This is a genomic window from Desulfosporosinus youngiae DSM 17734, assembly GCF_000244895.1.
GTDB classification, from domain to species: Bacteria; Bacillota; Desulfitobacteriia; order Desulfitobacteriales; family Desulfitobacteriaceae; genus Desulfosporosinus; species Desulfosporosinus youngiae.
Window position 1 is genome coordinate 5068655 of the sequence record NZ_CM001441.1, and the last position, 24752, is coordinate 5093406.

General features: G+C 41.3%; 21 protein-coding genes. 1 reads left to right on the plus strand and 20 read right to left on the minus strand.

Features of this window, described 5'->3' with window-relative positions; translation table 11 throughout:
* Window positions 1-196 precede the first annotated feature (196 nt).
* From DESYODRAFT_RS23535 to DESYODRAFT_RS23550, 4 genes are all read right to left on the minus strand, one after another.
* Entirely contained in the window at window positions 197-856 is a 660-nt protein-coding gene (locus tag DESYODRAFT_RS23535; RefSeq protein ID WP_007786900.1) for a hypothetical protein, read from the minus strand.
* 147 nt (window positions 857-1003) lie between these two features.
* Complete coding sequence (locus DESYODRAFT_RS23540) at window positions 1004-2167, minus strand: Fic family protein (RefSeq protein ID WP_007786902.1); 1164 nt, start codon at window positions 2165-2167, stop codon at window positions 1004-1006.
* A 799-nt stretch (window positions 2168-2966) separates the two neighbouring features.
* A complete protein-coding gene (locus DESYODRAFT_RS23545) occupies window positions 2967-3512 on the minus strand; it encodes a hypothetical protein (protein ID WP_007786905.1) in 546 nt (181 codons plus the stop codon).
* A 37-nt stretch (window positions 3513-3549) separates the two neighbouring features.
* Window positions 3550-6510, minus strand: a complete 2961-nt coding sequence (locus DESYODRAFT_RS23550) for a CHAT domain-containing protein (protein ID WP_007786906.1) — start codon at window positions 6508-6510, stop codon at window positions 3550-3552.
* Between the two features lie 346 nt (window positions 6511-6856).
* Between DESYODRAFT_RS23550 and DESYODRAFT_RS23555 the strand changes: the two genes are divergently transcribed.
* The gene (locus tag DESYODRAFT_RS23555) at window positions 6857-9028 is read left to right on the plus strand and encodes an S-layer homology domain-containing protein (protein ID WP_007786908.1); all 2172 of its coding nucleotides are present in this window, start codon (window positions 6857-6859) and stop codon (window positions 9026-9028) included.
* Window positions 9029-9292: 264 nt separating this feature from the next.
* On the opposite strand, the gene DESYODRAFT_RS23560 is transcribed toward DESYODRAFT_RS23555, so the two are convergent.
* The 16 genes from DESYODRAFT_RS23560 to DESYODRAFT_RS23635 form a co-directional block, all read right to left on the minus strand.
* Entirely contained in the window at window positions 9293-9955 is a 663-nt protein-coding gene (locus DESYODRAFT_RS23560; RefSeq protein ID WP_007786909.1) for an ABC transporter ATP-binding protein, read from the minus strand.
* Window positions 9948-11102 (minus strand): ABC transporter permease, encoded by a 1155-nt coding sequence (locus tag DESYODRAFT_RS23565; RefSeq protein WP_007786910.1) that lies wholly within the window; start codon window positions 11100-11102, stop codon window positions 9948-9950. The genes DESYODRAFT_RS23560 and DESYODRAFT_RS23565 overlap by 8 nt, the downstream gene beginning before the upstream one ends.
* Before the next feature lie 7 nt (window positions 11103-11109).
* The gene (rfbB, locus tag DESYODRAFT_RS23570) at window positions 11110-12144 is read right to left on the minus strand and encodes a dTDP-glucose 4,6-dehydratase (protein ID WP_042339066.1); all 1035 of its coding nucleotides are present in this window, start codon (window positions 12142-12144) and stop codon (window positions 11110-11112) included.
* A 69-nt stretch (window positions 12145-12213) separates the two neighbouring features.
* Complete coding sequence (gene rfbA / locus DESYODRAFT_RS23575) at window positions 12214-13080, minus strand: glucose-1-phosphate thymidylyltransferase RfbA (RefSeq protein ID WP_007786915.1); 867 nt, start codon at window positions 13078-13080, stop codon at window positions 12214-12216.
* A gap of 43 nt (window positions 13081-13123) precedes the next feature.
* Window positions 13124-14230, minus strand: a complete 1107-nt coding sequence (locus tag DESYODRAFT_RS23580) for a DegT/DnrJ/EryC1/StrS family aminotransferase (RefSeq protein WP_007786917.1) — start codon at window positions 14228-14230, stop codon at window positions 13124-13126.
* Window positions 14199-15263, minus strand: coding sequence for a Gfo/Idh/MocA family protein (locus tag DESYODRAFT_RS23585; protein WP_007786919.1), 1065 nt, complete (start codon window positions 15261-15263; stop codon window positions 14199-14201). The genes DESYODRAFT_RS23580 and DESYODRAFT_RS23585 overlap by 32 nt, the downstream gene beginning before the upstream one ends.
* A gap of 1 nt (window position 15264) precedes the next feature.
* Complete coding sequence (locus tag DESYODRAFT_RS23590; RefSeq protein WP_007786921.1) at window positions 15265-16653, minus strand: NDP-hexose 2,3-dehydratase family protein; 1389 nt, start codon at window positions 16651-16653, stop codon at window positions 15265-15267.
* A gap of 19 nt (window positions 16654-16672) precedes the next feature.
* Window positions 16673-17194, minus strand: a complete 522-nt coding sequence (locus DESYODRAFT_RS23595; protein ID WP_242833507.1) for a 4'-phosphopantetheinyl transferase family protein — start codon at window positions 17192-17194, stop codon at window positions 16673-16675.
* Entirely contained in the window at window positions 17191-17820 is a 630-nt protein-coding gene (locus DESYODRAFT_RS23600) for an acetyltransferase (protein ID WP_007786925.1), read from the minus strand. Before DESYODRAFT_RS23600 ends, DESYODRAFT_RS23595 begins: the two co-directional genes overlap by 4 nt.
* Before the next feature lies 1 nt (window position 17821).
* Window positions 17822-19288 (minus strand): lipopolysaccharide biosynthesis protein, encoded by a 1467-nt coding sequence (locus DESYODRAFT_RS23605; protein WP_242833508.1) that lies wholly within the window; start codon window positions 19286-19288, stop codon window positions 17822-17824.
* Window positions 19289-19292: 4 nt separating this feature from the next.
* A complete protein-coding gene (locus DESYODRAFT_RS23610; protein WP_007786928.1) occupies window positions 19293-20321 on the minus strand; it encodes a glycosyltransferase in 1029 nt (342 codons plus the stop codon).
* A complete protein-coding gene (locus DESYODRAFT_RS23615) occupies window positions 20314-21606 on the minus strand; it encodes an O-antigen ligase family protein (protein ID WP_007786930.1) in 1293 nt (430 codons plus the stop codon). The genes DESYODRAFT_RS23610 and DESYODRAFT_RS23615 overlap by 8 nt, the downstream gene beginning before the upstream one ends.
* Before the next feature lie 42 nt (window positions 21607-21648).
* Window positions 21649-23067: an AMP-binding protein gene (locus DESYODRAFT_RS23620; RefSeq protein WP_007786932.1), complete on the minus strand. Its 1419-nt coding sequence runs from the start codon at window positions 23065-23067 to the stop codon at window positions 21649-21651.
* A gap of 12 nt (window positions 23068-23079) precedes the next feature.
* Window positions 23080-23826 (minus strand): SDR family NAD(P)-dependent oxidoreductase, encoded by a 747-nt coding sequence (locus DESYODRAFT_RS23625; protein ID WP_007786933.1) that lies wholly within the window; start codon window positions 23824-23826, stop codon window positions 23080-23082.
* Window positions 23827-23835: 9 nt separating this feature from the next.
* Window positions 23836-24084 carry an acyl carrier protein gene (locus tag DESYODRAFT_RS23630; RefSeq protein WP_007786935.1) on the minus strand — a complete coding sequence of 83 codons (249 nt, stop codon included), beginning with the start codon at window positions 24082-24084 and terminating at the stop codon, window positions 23836-23838.
* Window positions 24085-24116: 32 nt separating this feature from the next.
* Window positions 24117-24746, minus strand: a complete 630-nt coding sequence (locus DESYODRAFT_RS23635) for an acetyltransferase (protein WP_007786936.1) — start codon at window positions 24744-24746, stop codon at window positions 24117-24119.
* Window positions 24747-24752 lie beyond the last annotated feature (6 nt).

Consider the following 24752-nt stretch of genomic DNA (forward strand, 5'->3'; position numbering starts at 1 on the left):
AACCACTCTTTCTCATTTGAATATCAAGCTACCTAACTGGATTTGTCCTTACTACAACTATAATCCTAATTGACTGCAAAATATGGCGAAAAAGTGCATGGTTCGAAAGGTAATACAGAAAAAGCCCTCAGGCATTAGCCTGTCCTCTTCGTCAAAAAGGTCCCCGACCGAGCGGGGACCGCGAAGCGATCATGGATTATCGTCTCACTTGCGCTAATAACTGAGAGCGTTTAGCCGACTTAGCATTTTCATATTGCTCACGATAGACCTTTACTATATCGGTGGCCAGTTTATTCTCCTTCAGTTCCTCCTCCAGCTTCGTTAATACACTATAGAACTGGCTGTCCACATTAGCCTCCAGAGTAGTACTGGCCTGAATATACTTTTGAGCAAGCTGAGATTCATTCACTTTACCTTCTTTATACTCCTGGAGAGCTGCCGCGAACAAAATGTCCAAACGGCTTAAGGCTAAATCCTGCAGATGCATAAATTTAGCGTGATACTTATCGCCGACTTGCTCCGGTGTAGGGATTTTCTCCCTCTCCTCCTTCACCGGTGCAGAATCCTTATTCTCCTCATTGGCCTTATTTACACCGGCATTTACCTGGTTAGGAGTATTTTGAGGCGAAGAATTCCCTTTTTCACCCTTGTCATTTTCCCCGACCGCAGCACTATTATTTGAGCCGGTGTCGCCGCTCAACTCAATATCCTCAAAAGAGAAAAAATCCTCTCCGAACTGCTCTCTAAGCTGCTGCTGGATTACCGGATCAGGCCTGAAAAACTTGTCATATCCCCAAAAACCTGCTATGGCGATAATAAGTGCTAGAATTCCCGTAATTTTAAGAATCTTTTTCATAGGTTCAACTACCTCTTCTTATAAAAGATTTTCCTGGTATCTTAATTCGACCAAAAGGCTCGGAATCCTCCAGCTCATTTATTATAGACAACAAACATTTTGATTAGACCCAGATATTATGAGTTTGCTCCGGTCACCGGCGGAGAATTATTTCAACCTATAACGAACTCTACTTCCATATCGCTGTGAAGATAACAGCCCTTTGTTCTCAAGTTTAAGGACAAAGTTTCTGATCGTTGCATAGGCTGCGTTTTTGTAGTCCTTTTCAAGCTGCTTGGTCGAAAATTCATGAGCACCATAAGCTGATAGTACATAATGAAATAAATCTCTTTCTTTGGCTGTAACCTCTCCACCTTGAAGCAGATCATTAAATCTCTGAAGCGTATCCGCTGGTTCAGCCCTTTTCTGAAGCTTGGTAATTACTTGATCTATAAAATAGTTAACAAACGGCGTTATGTCCAAAACTTGCGAAACCCTAAAATTATCCGTTATGGAAATAAACGCCTTATAATACATACCCTTGCTTTCATTAATATAGACAGAAAAAGGAACAAAGAGCGTGGATGTATAACCCTTTTGTACCAAATACCAAAGTTGCAGCAGCCTTGACATTCTTCCATTTCCATCAAAATAGGGATGCAAATATGCAAAATAGTAGTGAATTACGATAGATTTAATGATGTGGTCCAACCCATCATCTTTCTGTACATAGTCAATCATATTGGCTATATACTCTGGAAGCAGCTGATATTTAAGCCCCTGATGCTCAATATCCTGTCCCACTATATACACTGCGTCATGACGATATTTTTGCTCTGGCATCAGCCTATCTTCATCGTCCAGAAAATCACCGACTGCAAGCTTGTATAGCTGATATAAATTTTCCTCTGTGATTTTATTTGAAGGCTCTGATATAAAATCCAAGCCTCGCTTAATACCATACGCTTTGTTTTCATTACTTGTTTCGGGTGCCCCACCATTTAAGATTTTTCTTACACTCTCCCTTGACGAATCAATTTGCTCAATGGACAGCGTTGAAATGATTTCATCCTCCATTGCCTGAATGCCATATTTTTCACCTGAATAGGAAGCCGTTATCAACTTTGAAAGCTGCGTTGTTAGATTGATTTTTACAGGAAGCAGTACTGCTGATTTACCCTTAAAGTCATTCAATGGGAGCTTATAATAAAAACTCTCACTTAGTGTCTCTAGATATCCAGCTAGGTTTTCCTCCCCAAATTTATACTTTAGTTTATTAAAATTTAATGAATTTTTATCCCTGAGCATCTCAGTAAAGATTTTCAATTCCATATTCCTGTTTCACACTCCTCGTATACTTGATATTTATTAGTATCAATATGTATCAATTATAGTTTACCATAAAAATACAGAATGTAACCATATCAATTACATCCTGCCACAATGTTGGAAAGTTGTATGAGGGATAAACATTATGATAAGCCAGACATTTTGAACCATTATTCTCAATAATACGTATCCTTAAGCCTTTCTTCTCAACCATTCGACATAAGCGGCTCTTTCAGCCATAATATCTTCAGCATCATATAAGGAGAGAGGATATTTATGGAAGAAATGAGAGAATTGAGCGTTGCCTATTTGGAGTATTGCTGTCCGCAATACAAACCTGCAATCCGCCGTGAGCGGGAATACAGCCCGAAACATGTTTAAAATTGCTCATAATCCACCTTTGCCATTTGAAATAAAAACACCTTAATTCCGTTAACAAATGTTGTTTTATATTAGGCATAAATCTACTATAATGATATTACCATAGCCATTGTGAAGCATTTGTAATATTATGTCGGATTCAAGAGATTTACTTGGTTCGTTGTTATCTATTATAATCGGCTTGATGTCGCGCTCTGATCATTTGGGAGTCACCTCCTCCATGATTCGAGCCTGGCCGGGACCGATATTATCACTGCAACAAGGACAGCAATCCCCACCTTGAAGTTGTCAAGGTGGGGATTATTCTATGCCCCCTCAATACGAGCCAAAGGGTTAATGACGCTTTTATGGTGTTTCTTGGCATACCGCGCCTCATAGAGCAGATACCTCAATAATAGAGAAAAGTGAATTGTGCAGTCCCTCAATCCCCATTTTTAGTACAGGATAATAAACCCTTAAGAACCTCAACAATCTTATCTGTCCCCAGCTTGAACTCGACATGAAACTCCGAAGTACTGGAGTTTTTTTCATAGGTTTTTTTACAATCAACTTTTATATGGGGCTGAAGTATAGCCACAGCAACAGCATAAATTATGGGGATAAGCTGAACCGTTGCCGGAATGTCCAGGAGCAGTGTATCCCCGGCAAAGCCCTTAGCAGAAGCTTCCACAACTGAAGCTTCCATTTTCCCTCGATGCTCAGGACAACTGTCAGCAATGCTTATTAGAAAATCAGCGGCAAGTTCCTTTATGTCTGTGAATTCCCCATAGTTTTTGCCTTCAGCTTTACTCTCTAAACAGTAAGCTTCCAACAAAGCGCGATCATTTTCCAGTTTGCGTTTGATTTCCTTCGGAGTAATAAGAGGCTCCCTTTCAGGTTCCAGCACCTCAAACAGATTGACATAAACATCCTTAAGCTGCAGGAAGTTTAATTGTGAGATTTTATCGTCTAATGATTGAGCTGACATCGCAATATATCCTCCTTTCTTTCCCGTTGGCTTAAACTCAATAACCGAGGCCGATCAACTGAAAAGCTGCCCAGTGGATAAAATGGGACCACAGGGGAGACTCTGACCCGGATGCCAGTTGGTGCTGGGCATTAGCCCAGGCTTGCCACTTCGGCTGATGGTCGATAAGCCAATTATGGTAAAACAGTTCAAAAAATCTCGTCGAAGAAAATAAATCCGCATCCCACAGGGGGGCCGCTACACTATTGGCACCGGCAGAAATTACGGCACGGCAAAAACCCCAAAATTCATTGCCCTGATCCGCCAACCGTTTACCCAAAGAACAGGCTTGCAGGGAAACATGAGACGCGGAAGTACCATTGAGCATGAGCATCGTGCCCGTCGTTCTCGAAGAAGTCTCTTTGTCCGGCAATCCGGAGGGCTCGGCCAGCAGCAAGCCTGAGTCCATTGCCTGCCGGCCTTCAAGAAAGCAGCCATGGGCCAGAACATGATATAGACTTACTTGATTAAGATCCTCCATAACCTTGTCACTTGTGGCCTGAATCCCGAAAGCATCTCGAATAATGGCTTCTGTCCCTTGCAGCAGTGTTAAAAGGTTCTGATGAGCCTTAAGATAAGATTTTTCACTTTCACCTGCAGCATGGACCGTTGCCAAACCGTAATACTTATAAAGCTGGCGATTATTTAAATGTCTATGCTTTAAGATTTCTAAGAGGTGAATACTGGGAATGTAAACCAGGCCCGGCACCCTGCCCTCTTGCCAAAACAAAGGAAGCAGAAGAACATGGATGGGCAGAGAATGCCATGTACCATGAGGAGAGATATAAACAAGATCCACATCATCGAGATAACCAATAAGAGGCTTTAATATATCGGCCATAGCTAAAAACGGAGCGAAAAAGAGCTTATGTTTTTCCGGCTCGTTATAAATTACCTGCTTGGAATAAGTATATTCGTTTCCGTTAATGCCGGTATGTAAGCTTTCAGATACTTTTCGCAAATCACTGCCGCTTATATTTAAACGAACAATTACCGGCGTTTTAAAAGGGGCTTTAAGAATATAAACGAAAGTTTCTCCGCCGGCAGCATAAAACATGACTGCCGCCGTGCGATAACTTTGCTGAGAAAGAATTGATTGTATCCGTTGAGAATCTAAAGGCCTGGTAAAAGAATAATCATAATTCTCCAATACAGACCGGCTGTCTGCATCGACATCCCATTTTAAAAAACCATGATAGTCGGCCATTAAGAGCCGGGGGTCGATATTATGCTTGCTCAGGGATTTACGCAGAAACCGGTATTTGCTTTTTAAATAGGAGGAAAGTTTCTGGTCCGCGGCTTGGCTGTAAAAAAACAAGTCTCTTCTGAAGAAACGTCCTTTCTGACCCTCGCCAGTATCTAAGGCCCGCCAAATCAGAGCGTCGTTTTCAGAAGAATCATGTTGTACGATCAGGGTATGTTGAAGCTTTCCGGCAATATCCAGCGCCGCAATCCCTCCCCATGGAGAACCGGGACCAGAAGCAAGGACTACATTTTGCAGCAATAATTGCTGCCGTTCATAGGCTGCTGAAAAATAGGCTATTGCATCTTGAGGATTATCTAAAGTTAATAAGGCATCCCCCATTATAACACTCAACAAACAAGCTTTATCAGGCAAAGCAGAGAATATATTAGGAAGTATTTCCGCGGCTTCGTTCAAAGACAGGAGGTATTGTATGCGCCACTGGGGATCTTTGAACGAAAGGTTTCTTAAAGCTGTAAGGCTATAGATCACTGCCGAGATCATAAGCTTTGGGCTCTCATTAAGATCATAGTCCTCATTAGCAAAATCTTCGAGTTTCTTTAAACACTGCAGATGGTCACCGCGCAGGTCGTCAAGCCGGGCCAAATCAAAGTGGATTGCACAGCGAGCAAAGCCTGTGTTGTAATCCGGCAATTGATCAAACAACTTGAGAGCTTCAGTAAAATAATTCTGAGCAGGTGTAAGAATTTGCTCCTCAATGCCCTCACGGGCCTCCTCATCTAAATCTTCAAAATCCAGATGGGAAGAGAGAGCAATCAAGGATATACCGCAGCTCATTAAAAACCGGGCTTTCTTCCGCAGATCACTTACATCATTAAATAACAGCCTGCCTTTCTCATAGGCCGCCTGCGATGCCTCAATCCTTCCCATGGCTTCATTGACAATTCCCAACCACCGGTACCCGACTAAAGCTAATTCAGACTCTCTATGCAGACACGCCAGGGAAGTCGCCCACGCCCCAGCCCAATCAGCGTAATCGTAGAACATTTTCCCTACTAAAAATCTCGTAATCTCTAAGCCAAGGTTTATTGCTGCGACGACATCCGGATTTTCATCCTGATCAAATAATTGAGCGTAACGGACAAAAGACCGAAAGGCTTCCAGGGGAGATTGCTGTTCAATGTATAAAATTACTTCTTCGCCATATCTCTCTGCCGAGAAAGTCTCTAACTTGTCTATAAGCTGGACCATAAGCCCTAAATCTGAGGGACTTTTTGCCAGCACAGACGTACTCAATGCTTGGCCTGAATTTTTAAGGGTATATTCAAAAAAGTCCGTTTCTGTAACATTTCCAAATTCGGTTATTCTATAGTCCTGCCGGTTCACTATTTCTGAGCTTTCAATCACCGTGTCCTCTAAGACCAGGGCTGCAATGATCTCAGCCTTATCTTCATCAATTGACGAAGGATGGATCTCCAGCTGGGCATTGCCATTTTCCCCGGGTTGCAGATTACAGACATAGAGAGGTATCCCGAACCAGGATTGATAAGTTTGAGAGACATAATTCATAACAAGGTCAAATAAGGACTGATAATTTCTTTCGATTCTCATCCTTTGCAGATCATCATTAAGAACAACAAAACATAAGGTACCCTTAAAATCTAAGAAAGGACCACTAACTACATACGCCGCAAGAGTAAGCTTGTTCTCCGGTCTATAGGGACCTGAGAACGCTAAAAAGTGATTTCCAGCCAACTGCAATCACCTTCCCGAAAATTTAACCATTCCCTTGAGTATTCGCTGTGATTTGGCGTTTTCCTACTTAGCAGAAAACTTTAAGCCGCTTGTGAGCTGCTCTGAAGATCTTGCCTTTCTATAGCAAATTATAAGGAGTTTGCACACTAATGAGTCTAAATTGATAGCCGGTCGTACGCCCCAAAACTGCCTCTGTAACTATTTTGTAACTATTGTTAAGATGTTTGTAAATAATAACCTGTTCATTTGCTGTATTGTATAAATATACCATTATAGGAAAGGAGGCTAACTTAAAGGGCTAAAGAAACGCCTTATGAAACAGACCGGAAAGGATTGAGGGAAATTGTTGGTTAAAAAAATTCGCCCCTTAAACATTATGATTGCCCTGATGCTTCTTTTGCAGGTGACGATTTATCCTGCCAGTGCCTTAGGAAGTGAAAAAGCTAACATAACCGTTGAAGAAGCTGTCAGGATTGTCAAAGACAACTTCACTATCCCCGCGGAATATTCACGCATGCATACCAGCTATAATGAGTACAACAAGCGGGCCACCTATTCTTTAAATTGGAACTCCGACCAGCCGCCGGGCGGCAGCTTTTATGCGGAGGTCGACGCCACGAATGGAGACATTTTAAACATGGGCCAATGGCAGGGAAAGACTCAGCCTTCTTTAAAACTGCCTCTCTTATCCGCCGCTGAAGCAGAAAAAACAGCCGCCAACCTGGTTTCTAAATTAGCCAAGCAACATCAGGCGGAATTGCAGCTGGTTAAAGATGAGCAACAAATTCTTTCCTTAAGCAGCAGCCAACCCTTTACTTATAATTTCCGCTGGAACCGTATGGTAAACGACATTCCGTTTCCCGGTAACGGGGTGACTGTGGCCATTAGCGGCGCGGATGGACAAATTATCAACTACAGCTATACTTGGAGCAAAGATCTGGACTTTCCCCAAGCGACAGATATCATATCCCCTGAGCAGGCAAAGCAAGTATTTACCGACACTCCAATGCTTGAATTACAGTATTATGTCCCCCCTATTATGGATCCTCAAACTTCGGAACCACAACAGGTCCTGCTCGTTTACCAGCCCTCCAATGACTTCTACGGAGGTGCCATTGATGCTCTTACCGGAAAACCTGTAACCCTTGGCGGACAGGAGGTTGCTGAGCGATCTTCCTCAACTGCGGCAACACAGCCGGCGAAAGCATCTGCTTCTTCAACAGTACAGCCTGCCTCCGATCAGGATACTACCCAAAATTCCGGACAAATCAGCCAAGCAGAAGCCATTAACATCATCAAAAAGGCCATTAAAATTCCCAGCAGTCTCGTTCTCCAGAGCAGCAATCACAGTCCGGACTGGCGAAACCCCGGCGAACAAGTCTGGAACATACAATGGAACACAGATCCGGCAAAGACGAACGAACATCTTTACTTCAGCGCACGGGTCAATGCCCGGACAGGCGATTTAATCGGCCTCAATCAGTCCTTGGAAGGAAATCTAACGGGGAATTCTAAACCAATCTCCCGCAAGGATGCCCAAAAAATAGCCGAAGATTTCCTCAAGCGCATCCAGCCTGAGCGCTTTCAGCTTGTCAGCTTGCGTCAAGAAAGCTATGCAGGCAAGATGCCCGACAATCTGCAAATGTTTTATTATGTCCGGCACGTAAACGGCATCCCGGTTGCCAGCGATGGAATAAGAATAGCAATTAACGCCCTATCCAAAGAAGTATTCGATTATGATTTGGCCTGGACCAACTCCCAATTCCCTAATTCTTCAGAAGTAATTCCTATTGACAAGGCCACCGAAAAATTCTTGCAATTACGTCCTTTAACTTTAAATTACACCTTAATTTACCCGCCCGGCGAAGAACAGCCTGAAGTACACCTGGCCTATCAGCCCAAGACAAATTCCATCCCCTATCTCCCTTCCATGCTCGATGCCCAAACCGGCAATCCTATGGATGTCTTCGGCAAGACCCAGTCCCAGTGGGCTGGTCCCCGTACTTTTACGGATATCCAGGGCAATTATGCGGAAAAAGAAATCGGCATCATTGGTTTGACCGGTGCTTTCGGAGAATACGGAGAATCCTTCCATCCAGCTGAAAAAATTACCGTCGGATCATTTCTGCAGGCCATGCTTACTGCGGAAGGAACCAATCTCAATCTTGTTTTAAGTGATGAGATTGTTTTAAAAACTGCCAAGGAACGCGGCTGGCTGCAGGAAGATATGAATCCGGGGTCAGAGTTAAGCCGCACAGACCTGAGCAAAATCATGATTCGCTATCTGGGTATGGATGCCTCGGCCAAAGCCAAAAACATCTATACCGTACCTTTTAAAGACTTAAGCACGATTCAACCCGACGCACTGGGCTATATCGCCTTAGCCTGGGGACTGGGCATCCTGCATGTTGACGGAGACAACCTGCAGCCAAACCAAACAGTAACCAGAGCCGACGCCGCCTACGCCTTAGTCCACGCTTATGCCGTCGATCGACCGGCGAATCCTTACCTGAGATAAATAATTCGGCCCCTCCCCATCACAGTATCTGATCCTAAGATATACTATGTTGCTCCATATTGCCCCGTAAAAGCAGGTCTTATCTTTAGACCTGCTTTTGCTTAAGCGGTTCTCTCAAAGAATACCCTGGACATAGCCCCTCTTTCCAGAGCTTCGGGATTACCCCATTTTAAGAGGAGGAATTGTGTCGAGCACGTTGGCTTAAGGCTGTACATTTCCACGAGCTTCAATAGCTGCCTAATTTGGTATGGCTTGGCCATCCCGTTAACATCCCATTTTCCCATCTTGAATTTTAATGATGCGGCCGGCTAAGTGTTTGTCGTGAGTAACAATGACAAAAGCAACACCATACTCTTTATTCACTTGTTTAAAAATATTATATACTTCTTCTGAACTCTGTAAGTCCAGGTTTCCCGTCGGTTCATCAGCCAAAACAATCTTAGGGTTATTAATCAGCGACCGGGCAATCGCTACTCTTTGCTGTTGACCTCCTGACAGATCAAGGACATTGTATAGGCGATACTTATATAATCCTAACCTATCTAGTAAACGATTCGCCCGTTCCTTCACCTCGGATCGGTTATTTCCCAGTATTTTGCTAGGTATCAGGACATTGTCCAAAACATTGAATTCCTGTAATAAAAAATGAAATTGAAAAATAAACCCCATCGTCTGATTCCGTAATTTAGCCAACTGGCCCTGAGACATAATTTTAGTATTAAAGCCATCGATGATGACTTCTCCACTGGTGGGTCTATCGAGAATACCCATAATATTCAAAAGCGTTGTTTTACCACTTCCGGAAGCACCAACAACCGAGTTAATGCTGTGTTCCTCAATTTCTAAATTAATATCGTGAAGAATCTGGGATTTTACCCGAGTCCCATAGCTCTTGTTGACATCTGTCAATTCAATGATATTAAGCATTTTTAATTACCTCAATTGGGTTTAATTTTCTGCACTTAAGCGCAGGGAAAATAGCAGTTGTCAGTGAAACTACCAGAAAAATAAGGATAGAAAGCCCGATAAACTTATAATCCACGGTAATATTAACCACAGGTGATCCTTGAGCAGTCACAATATACTTATTAAATCCCCTAACAAAGAAGACCAGGAAGCTAAGACTAAGCGCAATTCCTGAAAGGCTAAGGAATAACGCTTGATAGAAGAAAACAAGGCTCGCCGAAAAATTCGTAAGCCCCATAGCCTTTAAAATACCAATTTGTTTAGATTTTTGAAAGACGTTGATTGTCAATATATTGACAATACTTATAATGGTCGCCAGCATAATGAAGAATTCGATTACAAGAGTCACTATTTTTTGGCCTACGATAGCACTGACCATTAACTGATTCTCGTCTTTCCAATTAGAAAGGACTAACTCTTCCCCTGACAGGGCGCTGCTAATTTGGTCACTGACAACATCTGCTTGAAACGGGTCGGTAATCGCTAATTCAATCTCAGTCACTTTATCCCCAAAACCGATGAAGTTTTGCACGGTAGTCAAATTCGTAATCACCCAAGCTTTATTAATCTTAGTAACTCCGAAATCATATAGGCCAACAATTTTCATAGTCACCGTTTGTCTGCCAAGGGTTAAGCTACTGACCTCATCCCCAACCTTGACACCTAATCGCTCAGCTAATTCTTTGCCGAGTAAAATCTCATTATCATTAACCGGTGGACTTCCTTCGTAAATTGCCGCTGTAATGTTATATAGACGCTCAGTATCTGTGATATTGAACCCCCGTACAAGTATAGGAATCGTCATTTTCCCCAGTTTTATCCACGCCTGACTATTGACATTAGGAGCTACGGCTTCAACTTCAGGGAAATCACTTCTGATCCTGTCCGCTTCCTTCTGCCAGTCACCAAATCCTCCACTTTTGGAGTACATGGTAATATGGGGGCTATAAGCTAAAATCTTACTGACTAATGTCTTTTCAAGTCCTTGACTGACCAGGCCGATAAAAATCTGAACAGAGACTCCTATGGCTATGCCGAAAATAACTAAGACTGTTTGTAACTTTTTATCAAGCAGAAATCGCCACGCAATTTTTAAAGGTAACAGCACAACAATGTTAGCCCTCCCTTGCATAATCACCCGAGGCAATGCTTTCCAGCCACTCAGTATTCTCTATATACCAAGCAATCGTCTCTTTTATCCCTTGTTCAAATGTATAAGCTGGTTCCCAGCCTAGTTGAGTTGTAATTTTTGTATTATCGATAGCATATCTTCTATCGTGTCCAGGACGATCTTTAACGTTTTTAATTAAGTCTTCAGACTTCCCCAGAGTATTAACAATTAATTTTACAATTTCTATATTGGTTTTTTCATTATTTCCACCAATATTATAGACCTCTCCGTCTTTGCCTTTATGAAGAACTGCATCAATTGCAGTGCAGTGATCTGATACATGAAGCCAGTCTCTTACTTGCATGCCATCGCCATAAACAGGAAGTTCCTTTTCTTTAAGACAGTTATTGATCATAAGAGGAATCAGTTTTTCGGGGAACTGATATGGCCCATAATTATTACTACACCTTGTTATATTGACTGGTATTCCAAAGGTTTCATGATAAGCTCTTACAATCAAATCCGCACTTGCTTTGGATGCCGAATATGGGCTATTTGGCATTAGCGGCATCGTCTCAACAAACATACCTGTCTCACCTAAAGCTCCGTACACTTCATCTGTTGATACTTGGATGAATTTTACTCCAGGTTTGTATTCCTTACTATACTTATCACTAGGATTCATTTTCCAATGCTTCTTTGCTGCATCAAGCAAAACTTGTGTCCCAATAACATTAGTCGTTAGAAAAACTTCCGGTTCTTCGATACTTCTATCAACATGTGATTCTGCAGCAAAGTTTACAACTGTATCGATATTGCAGGTCAAAAATAGTTCATCCATCCTTTGTCTGTCCCTAATATCTGCTTTGATAAATGAATAGTTATGGTTATCAGATATAGCTTGTAAGTTCTCCGGATTTCCTGCGTAGGTCAATGCATCAACATTAATAATTTTATAGTTAGGGTGCTTGTACAACATTGTTTTTACAAAGTTGCTGCCAATGAAGCCAGCGCCTCCTGTGACTAAAATAAATTTCATTGTCAAAACCTTCCCCTTTAACACTGACTTTAATTCCTATTTTAATTCTTACTTCAGCTCTAACTTTAATTATTCATTTAATAAAGATAAAATGTACTGTCCGTAATCCGTCATCTTCAAGCTTTCGCCAATAACGTTTAATTCCTGATCATCAATGAATCCTCTCCGCCAGGCAATTTCCTCTAAACATGCTATATAGAATCCTTGCCTGGACTGGACCGCCTCAACATACTCAGCAGCTTTTTGCATGCCATCAGGGGTACCAGTATCCAGCCAAGCCATACCGCGGCCAAGCAAAATAACATTAAGCTCCCCTTGCTCAAGATAAGCATTATTAACAGCAGTAATTTCAATTTCCCCCCGTTCCGAAGGCTTAACACTTTGAGCTATCTCTACAACCTGGTTATCGTAAAAATATAACCCCGGAACAGCGTAATTTGATTTTGGCTTGCTTGGTTTTTCTTCAATAGAAACCACTTTTCTATTTTCATCAAACTCAACAACTCCAAACGATCGCGCATCTTTCACAGGATATCCAAAGATGTAGGCACCCTCTTTTAATTCACTGGCATTATGAAGAAGTCGCACAAAGTCTTGTCCATAGAAAATATTGTCGCCTAAAATTAAACAAACTCTATCCTCGGCAATAAACTCTTTACCAAGAATAAATGCATCGGCAAGCCCTCTGGGAGTTTCTTGTACCTTATAAGAAAGTTTAAGTCCTAACCTGGAACCATCTTCAAAAAGCTTTTCATAGATCGGTGTATCCTCTGGTGTTGATATGATAAGTATCTCCCGAATACCTGCCATCATTAAGACTGAAAGAGGATAATAGATCATCGGTTTATCGTATATAGGCAATAATTGTTTTGATACTGCCCGGGTCATAGGATACAATCGGGTTCCCTTGCCTCCTGCAAGAATTATACCTTTCATCTCTTTCCCTCCAATTCTAAAGTTAAGACAACCTGCTTAGCCATTACTGCAAAATGATCTTACAGATCATATCCACGTCTTCAACTGTCAAGTCAGCATATAATGGAAGGGTTAGTACATTATCAGCTATCCTCTTTGCCACAGGTGTTTGCTGAAGTTTAAACAACCCCTGGTATGCCCCAAAATCATTTGTAAGTGGATAAAAATATTTTCTGGCAAGGATATTATTTTTCTCAAGCAGAGCAGCAGCCTCATCCCTGTTCATGCCAAATTCCTTCTTATTAAATAGCACAGGAAAATAACTATAATTAGGACTAATATCCTTCTGTAGATCGCATAACGTCAATCCTTTGACTCGCGATAGCAATTCACGGTATCTGTTCACTGCCAGACCTCTCTTGGCAATATTCTCGTTGATATACCGAAGGTTACACAGACCCATTGCGGCATGAATTTCAGTCATTTTGGCATTGGTTCCGATGGTTGGTACTGATTCTTGCCCAACCATTCCAAACTGACGAAGCCTTGAAAGTACTTGCGAGTACTTCGAATTACTATATGTCAAACCACCGCCTTCAACAGTATGGAAAACCTTCGTAGCATGGAAACTAAACATTGACATGTCCCCGAAATTTCCAACAGCCTTATCCTTTATCTTCACACCAAAAGCATGGGCTGCATCGTAGATAACCTTGAGATTATATTTTTTTGCTAGCGCATCAATCCTATCAACATCACAAACATTGCCATACACATGAACCGGCATAATTGCGGAGGTTTTTTCAGTTATCAGCGCCTCAATCTTACTCACATCAATCGTATAATCATCCTCATTTATGTCGCAGAACACCGGAGTTAATCGATTACGCACGATAGCCTGGGTGGTAGATGCGAAAGTAAATGGGGTCGTTATTATTTCACCAGACAAACCAAGGGCATCAATGGCGAGTTCAAGGGCCAGATGCCCATTAGCAAACAAGGAGATATTATCCACGTCCAGATATTCACAGAGTTTCTTCTCTAAAGCTTGGTGTTTTGGCCCGGAATGAGTGAGCCACCGGCTATTCCAGATCTCTTTGATCTCACCGATATACTCCTCATAAGGTGGCATGGATGGTCTAACAACCGGTATGGATTTTAGATGATTCATAGTTGCCCCCTGCTTTTTTAGTTAGATTTAAAATGTCATCAATCTGTCTGCTTTGGGTCTCTATTTCACCGTATGTTTTCAGACGTACTGCGGTATCTAGAATACAATGATAGAAATGATCAATAGATCCCAGGAACTGATCGTTCTTGGCAATCTCATAGACTTTCCCTTCCTGCTTATTCAGTACTACTGTAGCTGTCAAATCTGCAGGTGCCGTAAAAATTCTTGGAGCATAAATACACCCTTCACTTCCCCATATTTCCAGCTCACATTTATAGGAATTATCCATCCCAAAGGAAACCTGAGCGGTAATGCCAACATCATTTTCTAAAGTGGCACTTCCAAATACATCCACATTGTGCTCTTTGGCAGTATGTAATGCGGCTGTCATTATTTGGGCTGTTTTACCAAGAAACAAGGTTGACAATTTAATAGGATAACCCCCACTATCCAACAAAGCTCCTCCACCTAGTTCTCTGTCATATCTAAAATCAGCAGCTCCCCGGTAAGGAAAACCAAAAGCGGTCCTTATCTGCCTTACTTCTCCGATCTCTCTATCCTTAATCAACTGGCGAATTTTACCGATTTGCTCATGATAACAAAAGGCATAGTTTTCGTGGACTGCCAATCTCTTTTGCTTTGCTATTTTAAGCAACTTCTTGGTATCGGCCAAATTCGTTGTAAAAGGTTTTTCCAGCAACACATGCTTCCCATATTCCAATGCCTTTTTTGCCCATATAAAGTGTAAAGCCGGAGGCAATGGAATATATATCGCATCAATGCTGGAAGACAACAGTTGTCCATAGCCGGTAAAAATAGCACCTTCATATTTGCTTATAAAATCCTCAGCCTTCGCCATGGATTTTCTGAACATGGCTTTTAGTTCATGGTCATGACAGGATTGATTTCGCTCATCCGGTTTGGCAACAGCCACTCCTGCATATTCAAAGTGTGCGCTTTTTTTAAGGGCTGGCAAAAACCGGCGAAGAGCAATCTCTGAAGGGCCTAATATCCCAATTCTTAATTTATGCATTTCACACCTCCAACAATGAGAGTAGATTTCGCAGTTGGATATTTAAGCAGTTATTAACCTGGGTAAGAGTGTTTAGGGTTTTATAATCACTCCAAAAATAACCTCGCGGCAAATCTGAGGGGATTTCATTTTTCTGAATTTCAATAATGACATTGCGGTTTTGTTCATGATAAAAGCGTCCGCCTTCTTCAGAAAGCAATACATTAACCCTGACATCCTTACCGGAAGAAAGTTTTTCATAAAATAAACGAGTAATCTTATCCTCATCTCTTTCCTGAGCAGGTTCATGTTGAACAGATGGTCCTAGTTCTATTCCATCAAGGCACCCGATTTCAGGCTTAGCCTTGACAAGAAATTTCTTTATGCCATTATCTTCACAACTTAAGAGTCCAAAAGTAGCAATTCCTTGAGCCTCAAAAAGAGGTTGTGTCCATTTAACCACTTCACGTCCTTCAATCGATATGTCACAAAAAATCAAACAAAAGGGAAAAGGATCCCCGCAAACGAATCTGTTGTTCTCCATATGCCAGTTCTTTAAACAATCCAGTCCCACCAATCTTGTATATATCTCGCTAAACATTTTATAATTGTTAAAAGTATGGTAAATATCTGTCAATAAAGGCTGGCTTGCAGCACCACTAATGGAACGTAACAAGGTTTTATCCTTACATCTATTTTCAATTTCTTCTAATCCTCTTTTTTCTCTTTCCAGCAGTGAAAAAGGAAGGCAGGAAAGTACTGTGCGTGTATCCATATTAACCAAGTTATCATAACCCATTAATTCTTTAATTTGACCTAATGTCATCCATTGATGAGTAGGCGGTACCGTAATATGCTTGTCCAAATTCAAAATAACATTTCTATTTCTTTTTTTAAAAAAACGAGAAGACTGTTCAGATTGAATCTGATCAACAAGGGTTTGATTGGGTTTTGCTTCTATAAAATAGTCAAGAAAAGCAGGTCTCTTTCCACCATGTTTTTGCGTAAAATTACTCTTTGTTGCTTGGATGGTGGGCGAAATCTGTACTTTATTGATGTTGCCCGGCTCTATTTTGGCTTGCATTAAGAAGTGCAGTACTCCATTGATCCTTTGGAAGATAATTCCTAAGAATCCTATTTCATTCTGGATAATAACGGGTTGTTCGATCAGCAGATCATCCTTTTGATATTGTTGAATTCCGGATATAGAGAAAAAGCTATTGCTTTTATTCCTGATCAAACCGGAATGCTTATCAAAGAACCAAAAATCGCTATCCTCTAAAGATATTCTCTCGATTTTAACTTCTAGTTTCCTGTTTTGTTCATGGATCCATTGGAGTAAGGCTTCGGTTGAATTAACACCTTCCTTAGTGAGCCATGAGTTCATTAAATCATAAAATAGATTATTCAAACTAATTTCTCCCTATAAGTTAAATGCTGTAATGACAAACCGATATAACATACCCACCAACAAACTCCGTATTAATAAACACATTATTATGATCTAATTGGAGAACATCAAATGACGTAAAGGGTATCATCATCCCTTTGCCTATCCATTTAACATAAGCCTCTTTCCTTGTCCATACTTTGGCAAATCTCTGATCTTGATTTCTCTTATCAGCAAAAATATAAGTTTGCTCATTTTGAGTAAAAAACCGCTCGGCAATACGTTTATTAAAGTTTGTTATTCTTTCAATATCCACCCCCACCGGTTCGTCTGACACAGCGCAAACGATAGCCCCTTTTTTGTGAGAAATATTATAGTGTATATTTGGATAGTCTCTTAAATAGGGTTTGCCAAACTCATTAATACTTATAGATAAACTACTTCCATCCACCTCTAACCATTTACCTAAAACGTTTCTGGCAAATAATTCTGAGTAAGTAGCAGCATTTTCTTTCTTTAAGAAATACAGTTTGGTCATCTTCAAATATCCTTTAACCTTCACCTTGTTTCTCTTGCAGGATTACCGAATACTTTCGTATTGTCTTCAACATTCTTTATGACCACACTGCCCGCACCAATATAGGCATTGTCACCAATAGAAATATGCGGAATAACTGTGGAACCTGCGCTGACAAAAACACCGCTGCCAATCCTTACATAACCCAGAATTGCCGATAAAATACTTACCGTAGAATAATCTCCTATCTGACAATCATGGGCAATTTTTGTGTTTATATGAACATGATCCCCTATAACGGCATTCGGCCCTATAACTGCGTCTCTGTAAAGAATGATTCCTTCTCCCAGTGAGCAGTAGTCATTTATCTCAACATTCGGGTGAATGATATTAGCAAATTTGGCGCCCTTAGCCCTTAATCGTTGTGTCACGATTCTCTTGGAATCAGGATCAGCTATGGCACATACATAGTCTTCCGCCGGTTTCGGAGTCCATTCGGCGATCGTACCAACAATATCGAATTCTCCATTTGTGAGTTTAGGAATATCTAAGCCACTATCGGCAATAAATCCTTTGATATTCCATGTCATCTCAATCTTATTTATTTCTTTCACGACCTGCAGTACATCCCTAGCTGCATTGGAAGCTCCTACAATAACCAGATCTTTCATATCATAGCTCCTTTTGTTTTTTTAAAGGATTTCGGAAAGGATATCCTGACATTTTTAAAACATAGCTCAAACATTCAAACTTTAATAATGCCGCTACGCCAAAATAAACCACAGTACCCACGAGCACTTGCAGGGTAAGGGTTATTCCCACCGGCAGCTCGAGAAGCATGATTGAGTCAACAACCATTCCCATCGCCAAGGAAAGAAAAAAGGAAGGCAGGATGTCAGCAATCTGTTCATGGATTGGGTAACCAAGTAACTTTATGTTTGGGTAGGAATTGATCACTAAGCTGATCAAACCAGTGACAACTCCGCCTATAGCTATCGAAACTATTCCCTGGGGTATGGTTATTAGGAGTATGATGATACCTACGGACTTTTTGATGATTTCTAATTTCAAATTAATGTCACTTCGACCAATTGCACTAATCGCCTGAAGGTTTGCTGTGTGGATCGGATAAAGTGCAAAATAGGCGCAATAGATCTGAAGGAAGGGAACACAATAAAGCCATTTGTCCGTTAAAATTAACTTCACCATAGGATTCGCCGCTGCGGCGAGTCCTGCCATTATCGGAAACACAATAAATGAACTTGTGACTATTGAGCGCCGCATCATATTCTTAAGCTTCAATTTGTCATCTTGAACCCGGGAAAAAGCCGGAAACATAACCGCTTGGATAGATCCGTTAAGACTTGTTACAATTATTCCCGGAAATTGTTTCCCTCTGTTGAAATAACCAAGCATCTGGGGACTAAATAGTTTTCCGATGACAATCGTGTAAATATCTATATATATTGCATCTATCAAAGAGGTAAGCAGCATTTTCCATCCAAAGGAAAAAAGGCCTGCGGCTTTTTGAGTGGAAAACAGCATTTTAGGCCGCCATTTCACAACCTTTGCCATAAAGAAACAGTTCAATATTACATAGGATATCTGTTGTGAAACCAGTGCCCATACGGCAAAATCCCCAAGAGCCATCACAATGCCTATGGTTCCGGAACAAACTATGGCACCCATGCTGCTGAAAAACAGCTTTTTGAACTGCATATTTCGGGATACAAAGGCTATTTGCACAGAATTTGCGGCACTAAAGGGAAGGGAAACCGCCAAAACTCGCAAGACAATGGAAAGCTCCATGATATTGTAAAAGCCGGCGATATAAGGGGCCGCGAAAAAAAGCAACAAATACAATAGGCAGGAACCGGCGACACTTATGAAAAATACAGTAGAAAAATCTGTCTCATCAACATCCTTGTTCTGTATAAGCGCCGAAGTAAATCCCCTTTGGAGAAGTATATTAGACAAATTTACAAAAATAGTAATCAAAGCAATGGTGCCAAAATCCTTAGGCATGAGTAAGCGCGCCAGAACAAGCTGAATTATTAATTGGATTCCCTGAACTCCCAAGCTCTCAAGCAACTTCCAAAACAAGGCTGAAACAACCATCTTTTTTGTGTCTTGCGGCATAGATTCAGGCTTTACCATACAATAGCCTATGACGCAAACCGCTGACTCTTGTCGTTAAGACAAGGAAAGGATACTTAATCAATGTCAGCATAATTTTGACGGTAATATATGGTTTACTGGGAAACACACTGCACATATATAAGAAGCTATCCCACTTGTCTTTATTAGGCTTCAATATCGTCTTGCCCAGGGCAATCGTAGTATATAAAATCAGAAGCTTTGAGTAATTCAGCTTAACCCCCAGCACTTCTCCGGCAAAGTCCTGCATAGCAAGGCATTCATCGAAAACAAATCTATTGACATTGATTTTAGAGAGCTGTGCACTCCAACTATCACCGCCCGCATAGATACGCCTATGATGACTCATGACTTCCTCGAAACAATGAGTATCCCCTCGTATAGAGATGAGCATTGCTTTCTTGACATCCCCCGTTGCTTTTAGCTTCCCATATTTATCGACCACCTCAGGATTATTGAGCTCGATGGCTTCTCTCCTATGCAAAAGAGTAGCAGTTTGTCCGTATAATAATCTCTTTTTTTGATGAGTTTCCAGCGTGTAAACACCACTTTTTCTGTATCCATAAAAGTACCGGCTTGACAACATTTTTCCATTTTCATCAACTTCCCAGCATTCATGGGTGGTCGCAATATATTCAGGATGCTCTTCCAGAAAATCCACTTGCTTTTGTAATTTATACGGATCAGTCCAATAATCATCTCCTTCACAATAGGCTATATATTTACCCCTGGCTGCGGGGAGAATAAACTTATGGGTAATAGATACATGCTTAGAATATTGATTCTCCCTTTGGAGTATTGGTTTAATGATATTAGGGTACTTCTCAGCGTATTCCCTGATAATAGCGGCTGTATTGTCCGTTGAGGCATCATCATGCACAATGATTTCATAGGCAAAGGTTGTCTTTTGCATCAACATGGAATCAAGAGCTTGCCTTAAGTACTTTTCATGTTTATAGGTCAAGCAGCTGATACTAACAATAATTTCATTAGTATCTTGAATTTCATCACCCATTAATCTGTTTCATCCTTTCCTTTTTGCTAATTTTTTGCTGTCTGTTCCAACTGTAGACCACCGCAATCCCAGCCCAAAACTCAGGCACATACCAATAGGAATCAGAGAGCAGCAGCTTTAAAGAGCAAGCCAAAAAGATTAAAAACAAATCCAGCCAATCATCGTCATGGCATTTTAGCAGTGTCCAGACACCATGGTATAACAGAAAGAAGATTAACAATCCCCCGCATAGGACACCAAAGGTTATCAAAATCTCCAGGAAAATATTATGGGGATACCCCCAAAAATAATAATTCCCGATTACATAACGATCCCCGTACAGCCCATAACCAAAAAAGCCCATGTTCTTGATCATCTCGATTGACATATCATAGATTGCTGCTCTGCCGTTATCATCACTTATGGAGCCAGATAACAGCATGTCTATACTTCTGGCTGATATACCTCGAGCTTGCAAGAAAAACACAAGAAACCCAGTTAAGTCTTCAAGTTTCAGATATATCAACAAAAAGACAGGTACAGTCAATCCCCAAATTACCTTAACCTTACTAGTTATAAAACCTTTTATCAGCATCACAGTAAAAAATACTATAATCCACAACAAAGGTGCTCGAGAACCAGCCACTAAAATCATAAATATACACATAATGCTAAGTGCCAAGTGTAAGGTTTTCTTATCTCTCATTGCATAATACAGAAATACCATTGAAGGTAACATCATGTCATAGCCAAAGCTCATACTATAGGGCAGTTCTTCATATCCATTTGCCGTCAATGTCAGCCAACTACCAACCTGCATTGCATTCGTAAATTTATAGAATCCATAAATCAGAAAAATGTAGGAGACAAATTTTAAATTTTTCAGTATTTGCTTCGGATCATTAATAATTCGCACCATAAAATAAGCATACAAAGCACGATCCGGTCTAAAGATGTAATCCCAGACACCATAAAGCGGATGTTTAAACCAAGTTTCATATTCGGGATGGACCATAATTGTAACTATAAATGCTAATAATACAGTCACCCAAAGAAGCAAGAAATCACGTGTACGTCTTCTTTCTCCGCTTACAAATGGCATCAACAGCAGAGGAAAGTAGATAATAATCGACGTCAAAATCCAGGCATAGTCCGCCAAGCCATAAAATCCGAAAAGCCGGGTCGTACAAAATGAAATCGTATCTGAGGCAAAAAACATCACAAAACACATATTAGCAAGGATTTGTTTTGATATCGCAAATTTAACGGCAGTTACATTTTGCTTCGGCTCCAGCTGTAGTTCCATACACACCCTCCGTTTTATCTAGCTCATCAAAACACCCCTGATTCAAATCACCCGCAAGGTCCGCTTTCTAACTAATGCCTCATACTGAACCTTACCTGACTCATTGCGCGGTATACTCTCAACAATAAACACAGCATAAGCAGACATAACTATCCCAGTTTTTTTACTAATAAACCGCTGTACTCCATCTTTGCAGCTATCCCCTGTGATATAAATATCCATTCGTTTATCTGTACCTGTACACACACAATCTATCTTGAACTCATCCTTTATTAACCTTTCACATCGATCGAGGCTGACGCGTAGTCCATAAAGCTTTAAAAACCTACTTTTTCTGCCGATGATATAATAGCATCCGTCACTATCTCGTTTAGCAATATCTCCCGTAAGATATTCTCCCTGCCATTCATCACCCAGCAGCAAATCATTACGACAAAAAGCATACCCCATAGTCACATTTGGCCCTCTATATCCCATCTCACCCTCAGCTTCCATTTGCTTTATTTCTTTACCGTTTTCATCCAGTAAAAACAATTCACCCCCAGGTATCGCTCGACCTATACTTCCAATCTTGGCTTTAGCAAGCTCCGGAGGTAAAAACGCCAGCCGGGCTGATGTCTCGGTAGTGCCAAAGGTAGCGAAAAATCTCTTTCCGGTACGGCCGGCGTAGTCTGCAAGATCAGCAAACATGCCAGTAGTCAGCTTTCCTCCTCCTTCGGCAAGTGTGGTCAAATATGGCAAATCCATTCGGGTAAAACGAAGTTTAAATAAAACCTCATAACTGAAAGGAACTCCTGTGAAATTAGTGGCACGCTGATCCTTAATATTACGCCAGAAATCAGGACTCATCAGATTATGCGCCGTAAGCAACACCGATGCTCCTGCGTACAGATGACTGTTAATCACATTAAGTCCCATGGTATATTGCATTGGCAAATCGGCAATAGCACGATCGTCCTTTGTCCAGCCAAAAAAAGCGGCCACATTTTTGGCGTTTGCTTCAAGATTGATGTATTTATGACGCACCAATTTCGGGCTGCCTGTTGAGCCGGAGGTTGTGAGCAGCATCGCCAAGTCGTCATTGATCGGATAAAGTTCATGTTCCGTACGAACAAGGACAAATCCATACCCTTTATATAATATGGGCAAGTTAAATTCGGATACCAGCCGCTCGGGCATCCACAGGTAAGCCGGGGTATATACCTCAATCAACCGGGCTAGCAACTTGCGGTCTATAGCAGCACCAATCAAAAGAGGAACAATCCGATTGGATAAACAGCCAATGTAGCCGGACAGGGCACCAATTGTATTCTCACACAGACAAAAAACCATAGACCGTCGTGGCATCATGGCTCCGAACACTTGGGCAAAATCACACAATCCGCCATAGCTTAATTCCAGGCCTGTATCATCAATGGCGGCAATGATTTCTCGGCTGTGCCTATCAATTCCTAAATGCATATAATATCCTCCTCACATTATCGTACAGCCATCGACCGCAAGAACTTGTCCCGAAACATACCCTGATAAATCCGAAGCAAAAAAAACGCAAGCCCGTGCTATATCTGAAGGTTCCGCAATGCGCCCTACACTAATGTTGGCGATCCTGCCTTTTAACTTCTCAATATCTGCGGCTTCCATCATCTCTGTTTTTGTGAGACCCGGAGCAATCGAATTAACCCTTATATTTTTCGAGGCAAGTTCTTTAGCGGCAGATTTTGTCAAGGCTATGACCGCACCCTTTGTTGCCGAATATACAAGTTGCCCAGGGTTGCCTCTGATTCCGACCAGCGACGATATATTAATAATGCTGCCGCCACTATCTTGTCTTGACATCAGGCGACTTGCCATTTGCAGCATTTCAATGGTTCCAAAGACATTAATCGAAAACATTCTTTCCAGGTTTTCCCGGGATATCATACCAATAAGCTCGTTATATTCAACCCCTGCATTATTCACAAGGACATCAAGCTGTTGTCTTTCCTTTTTTAGGTGTGTTAAAGCATTCTTAACCCCTGCCGAATCCGTTATGTTAAAATAAAGCGGCCTAATTTGATTGCGTAGTTTACTTTCAGTAAGCCAGGAATCTACAGAACCTTCTCTTGCGTCATTTGCATACACAAAAGCACCTTCAGCAGCAAAGCTTTCCACTATTGCACGACCGATGCCCCTTCCCGCACCGGTAACAATACATACTTTATCTCTTAATAAGCCTGTCATTCGAACCTCCTAAACATCATTAAAAGAAACCTCATACTTTTCCAGTATCTTCATACCGTTCTCGTAGGAACCAAAAGAGAGTATATCTTCGGTTTCAAACATTACATCAAAGGTATCTTCAAGCTCTGTTATCAACGACAAGTGAAGAATCGAATCCCAATCCTCGACATTTTTAAAGGTAAAGTCTTTGTTTAACTGATTGTCATCTATATTAAATAAGGTTGTAAAAACCTCATTGTATTTCTGCAGGTTACTCATATCTCTCATCTCCTTTATGCTTAATCATGTTTTTAACGTAGTCCTCTTGCCGGATTCCCAAAAACCTTCATATTGCTCTCTACATCATTAATCACAACACTACCCAGTCCCACATATACGTCATCCCCAATTCTTTTCTTCGGCACAATCGCTGCATGACTACCTAGAAAAACTCTCTTGCCCAATCTGACGTCTCCATTAACCCCACAGTGCGAAGATATTGTCGTGTAATCGCCAACCCAAGCATCATGACCAATTTTCGAAGACAATAATGTGACAAAATCGCCCACATAGGCGTCGGGCCCTATCCCCGAATTGGGGTAGGCAACAAATCCAAGACCATAGGTTGCGCTTTCGGCAATTCTGGCGGTGGGATGAATAACTGAAGCAAATTCTGCACCACGATCCCTAAGCAGCTTCGTTACCTTTTCTTTAATTACCGGAGAAGCAATGCCCAAAGCAAAGCATTGATTTTTCTCAATCTTCCAGTCCGCTATTCTTCCGATTATTTTATAGCTGCATTTTTTATCAGCCAATTGATTTAAATTGTCATCAATAAAACCCAGCACGTTCCAGGTTGGATTATCTTCATTGATGTCCCTCACCCACTCCAGAACTTCGCGCCCGTGCCCTCCGGCACCAACAATAATTAGATCTTTCACAGCATA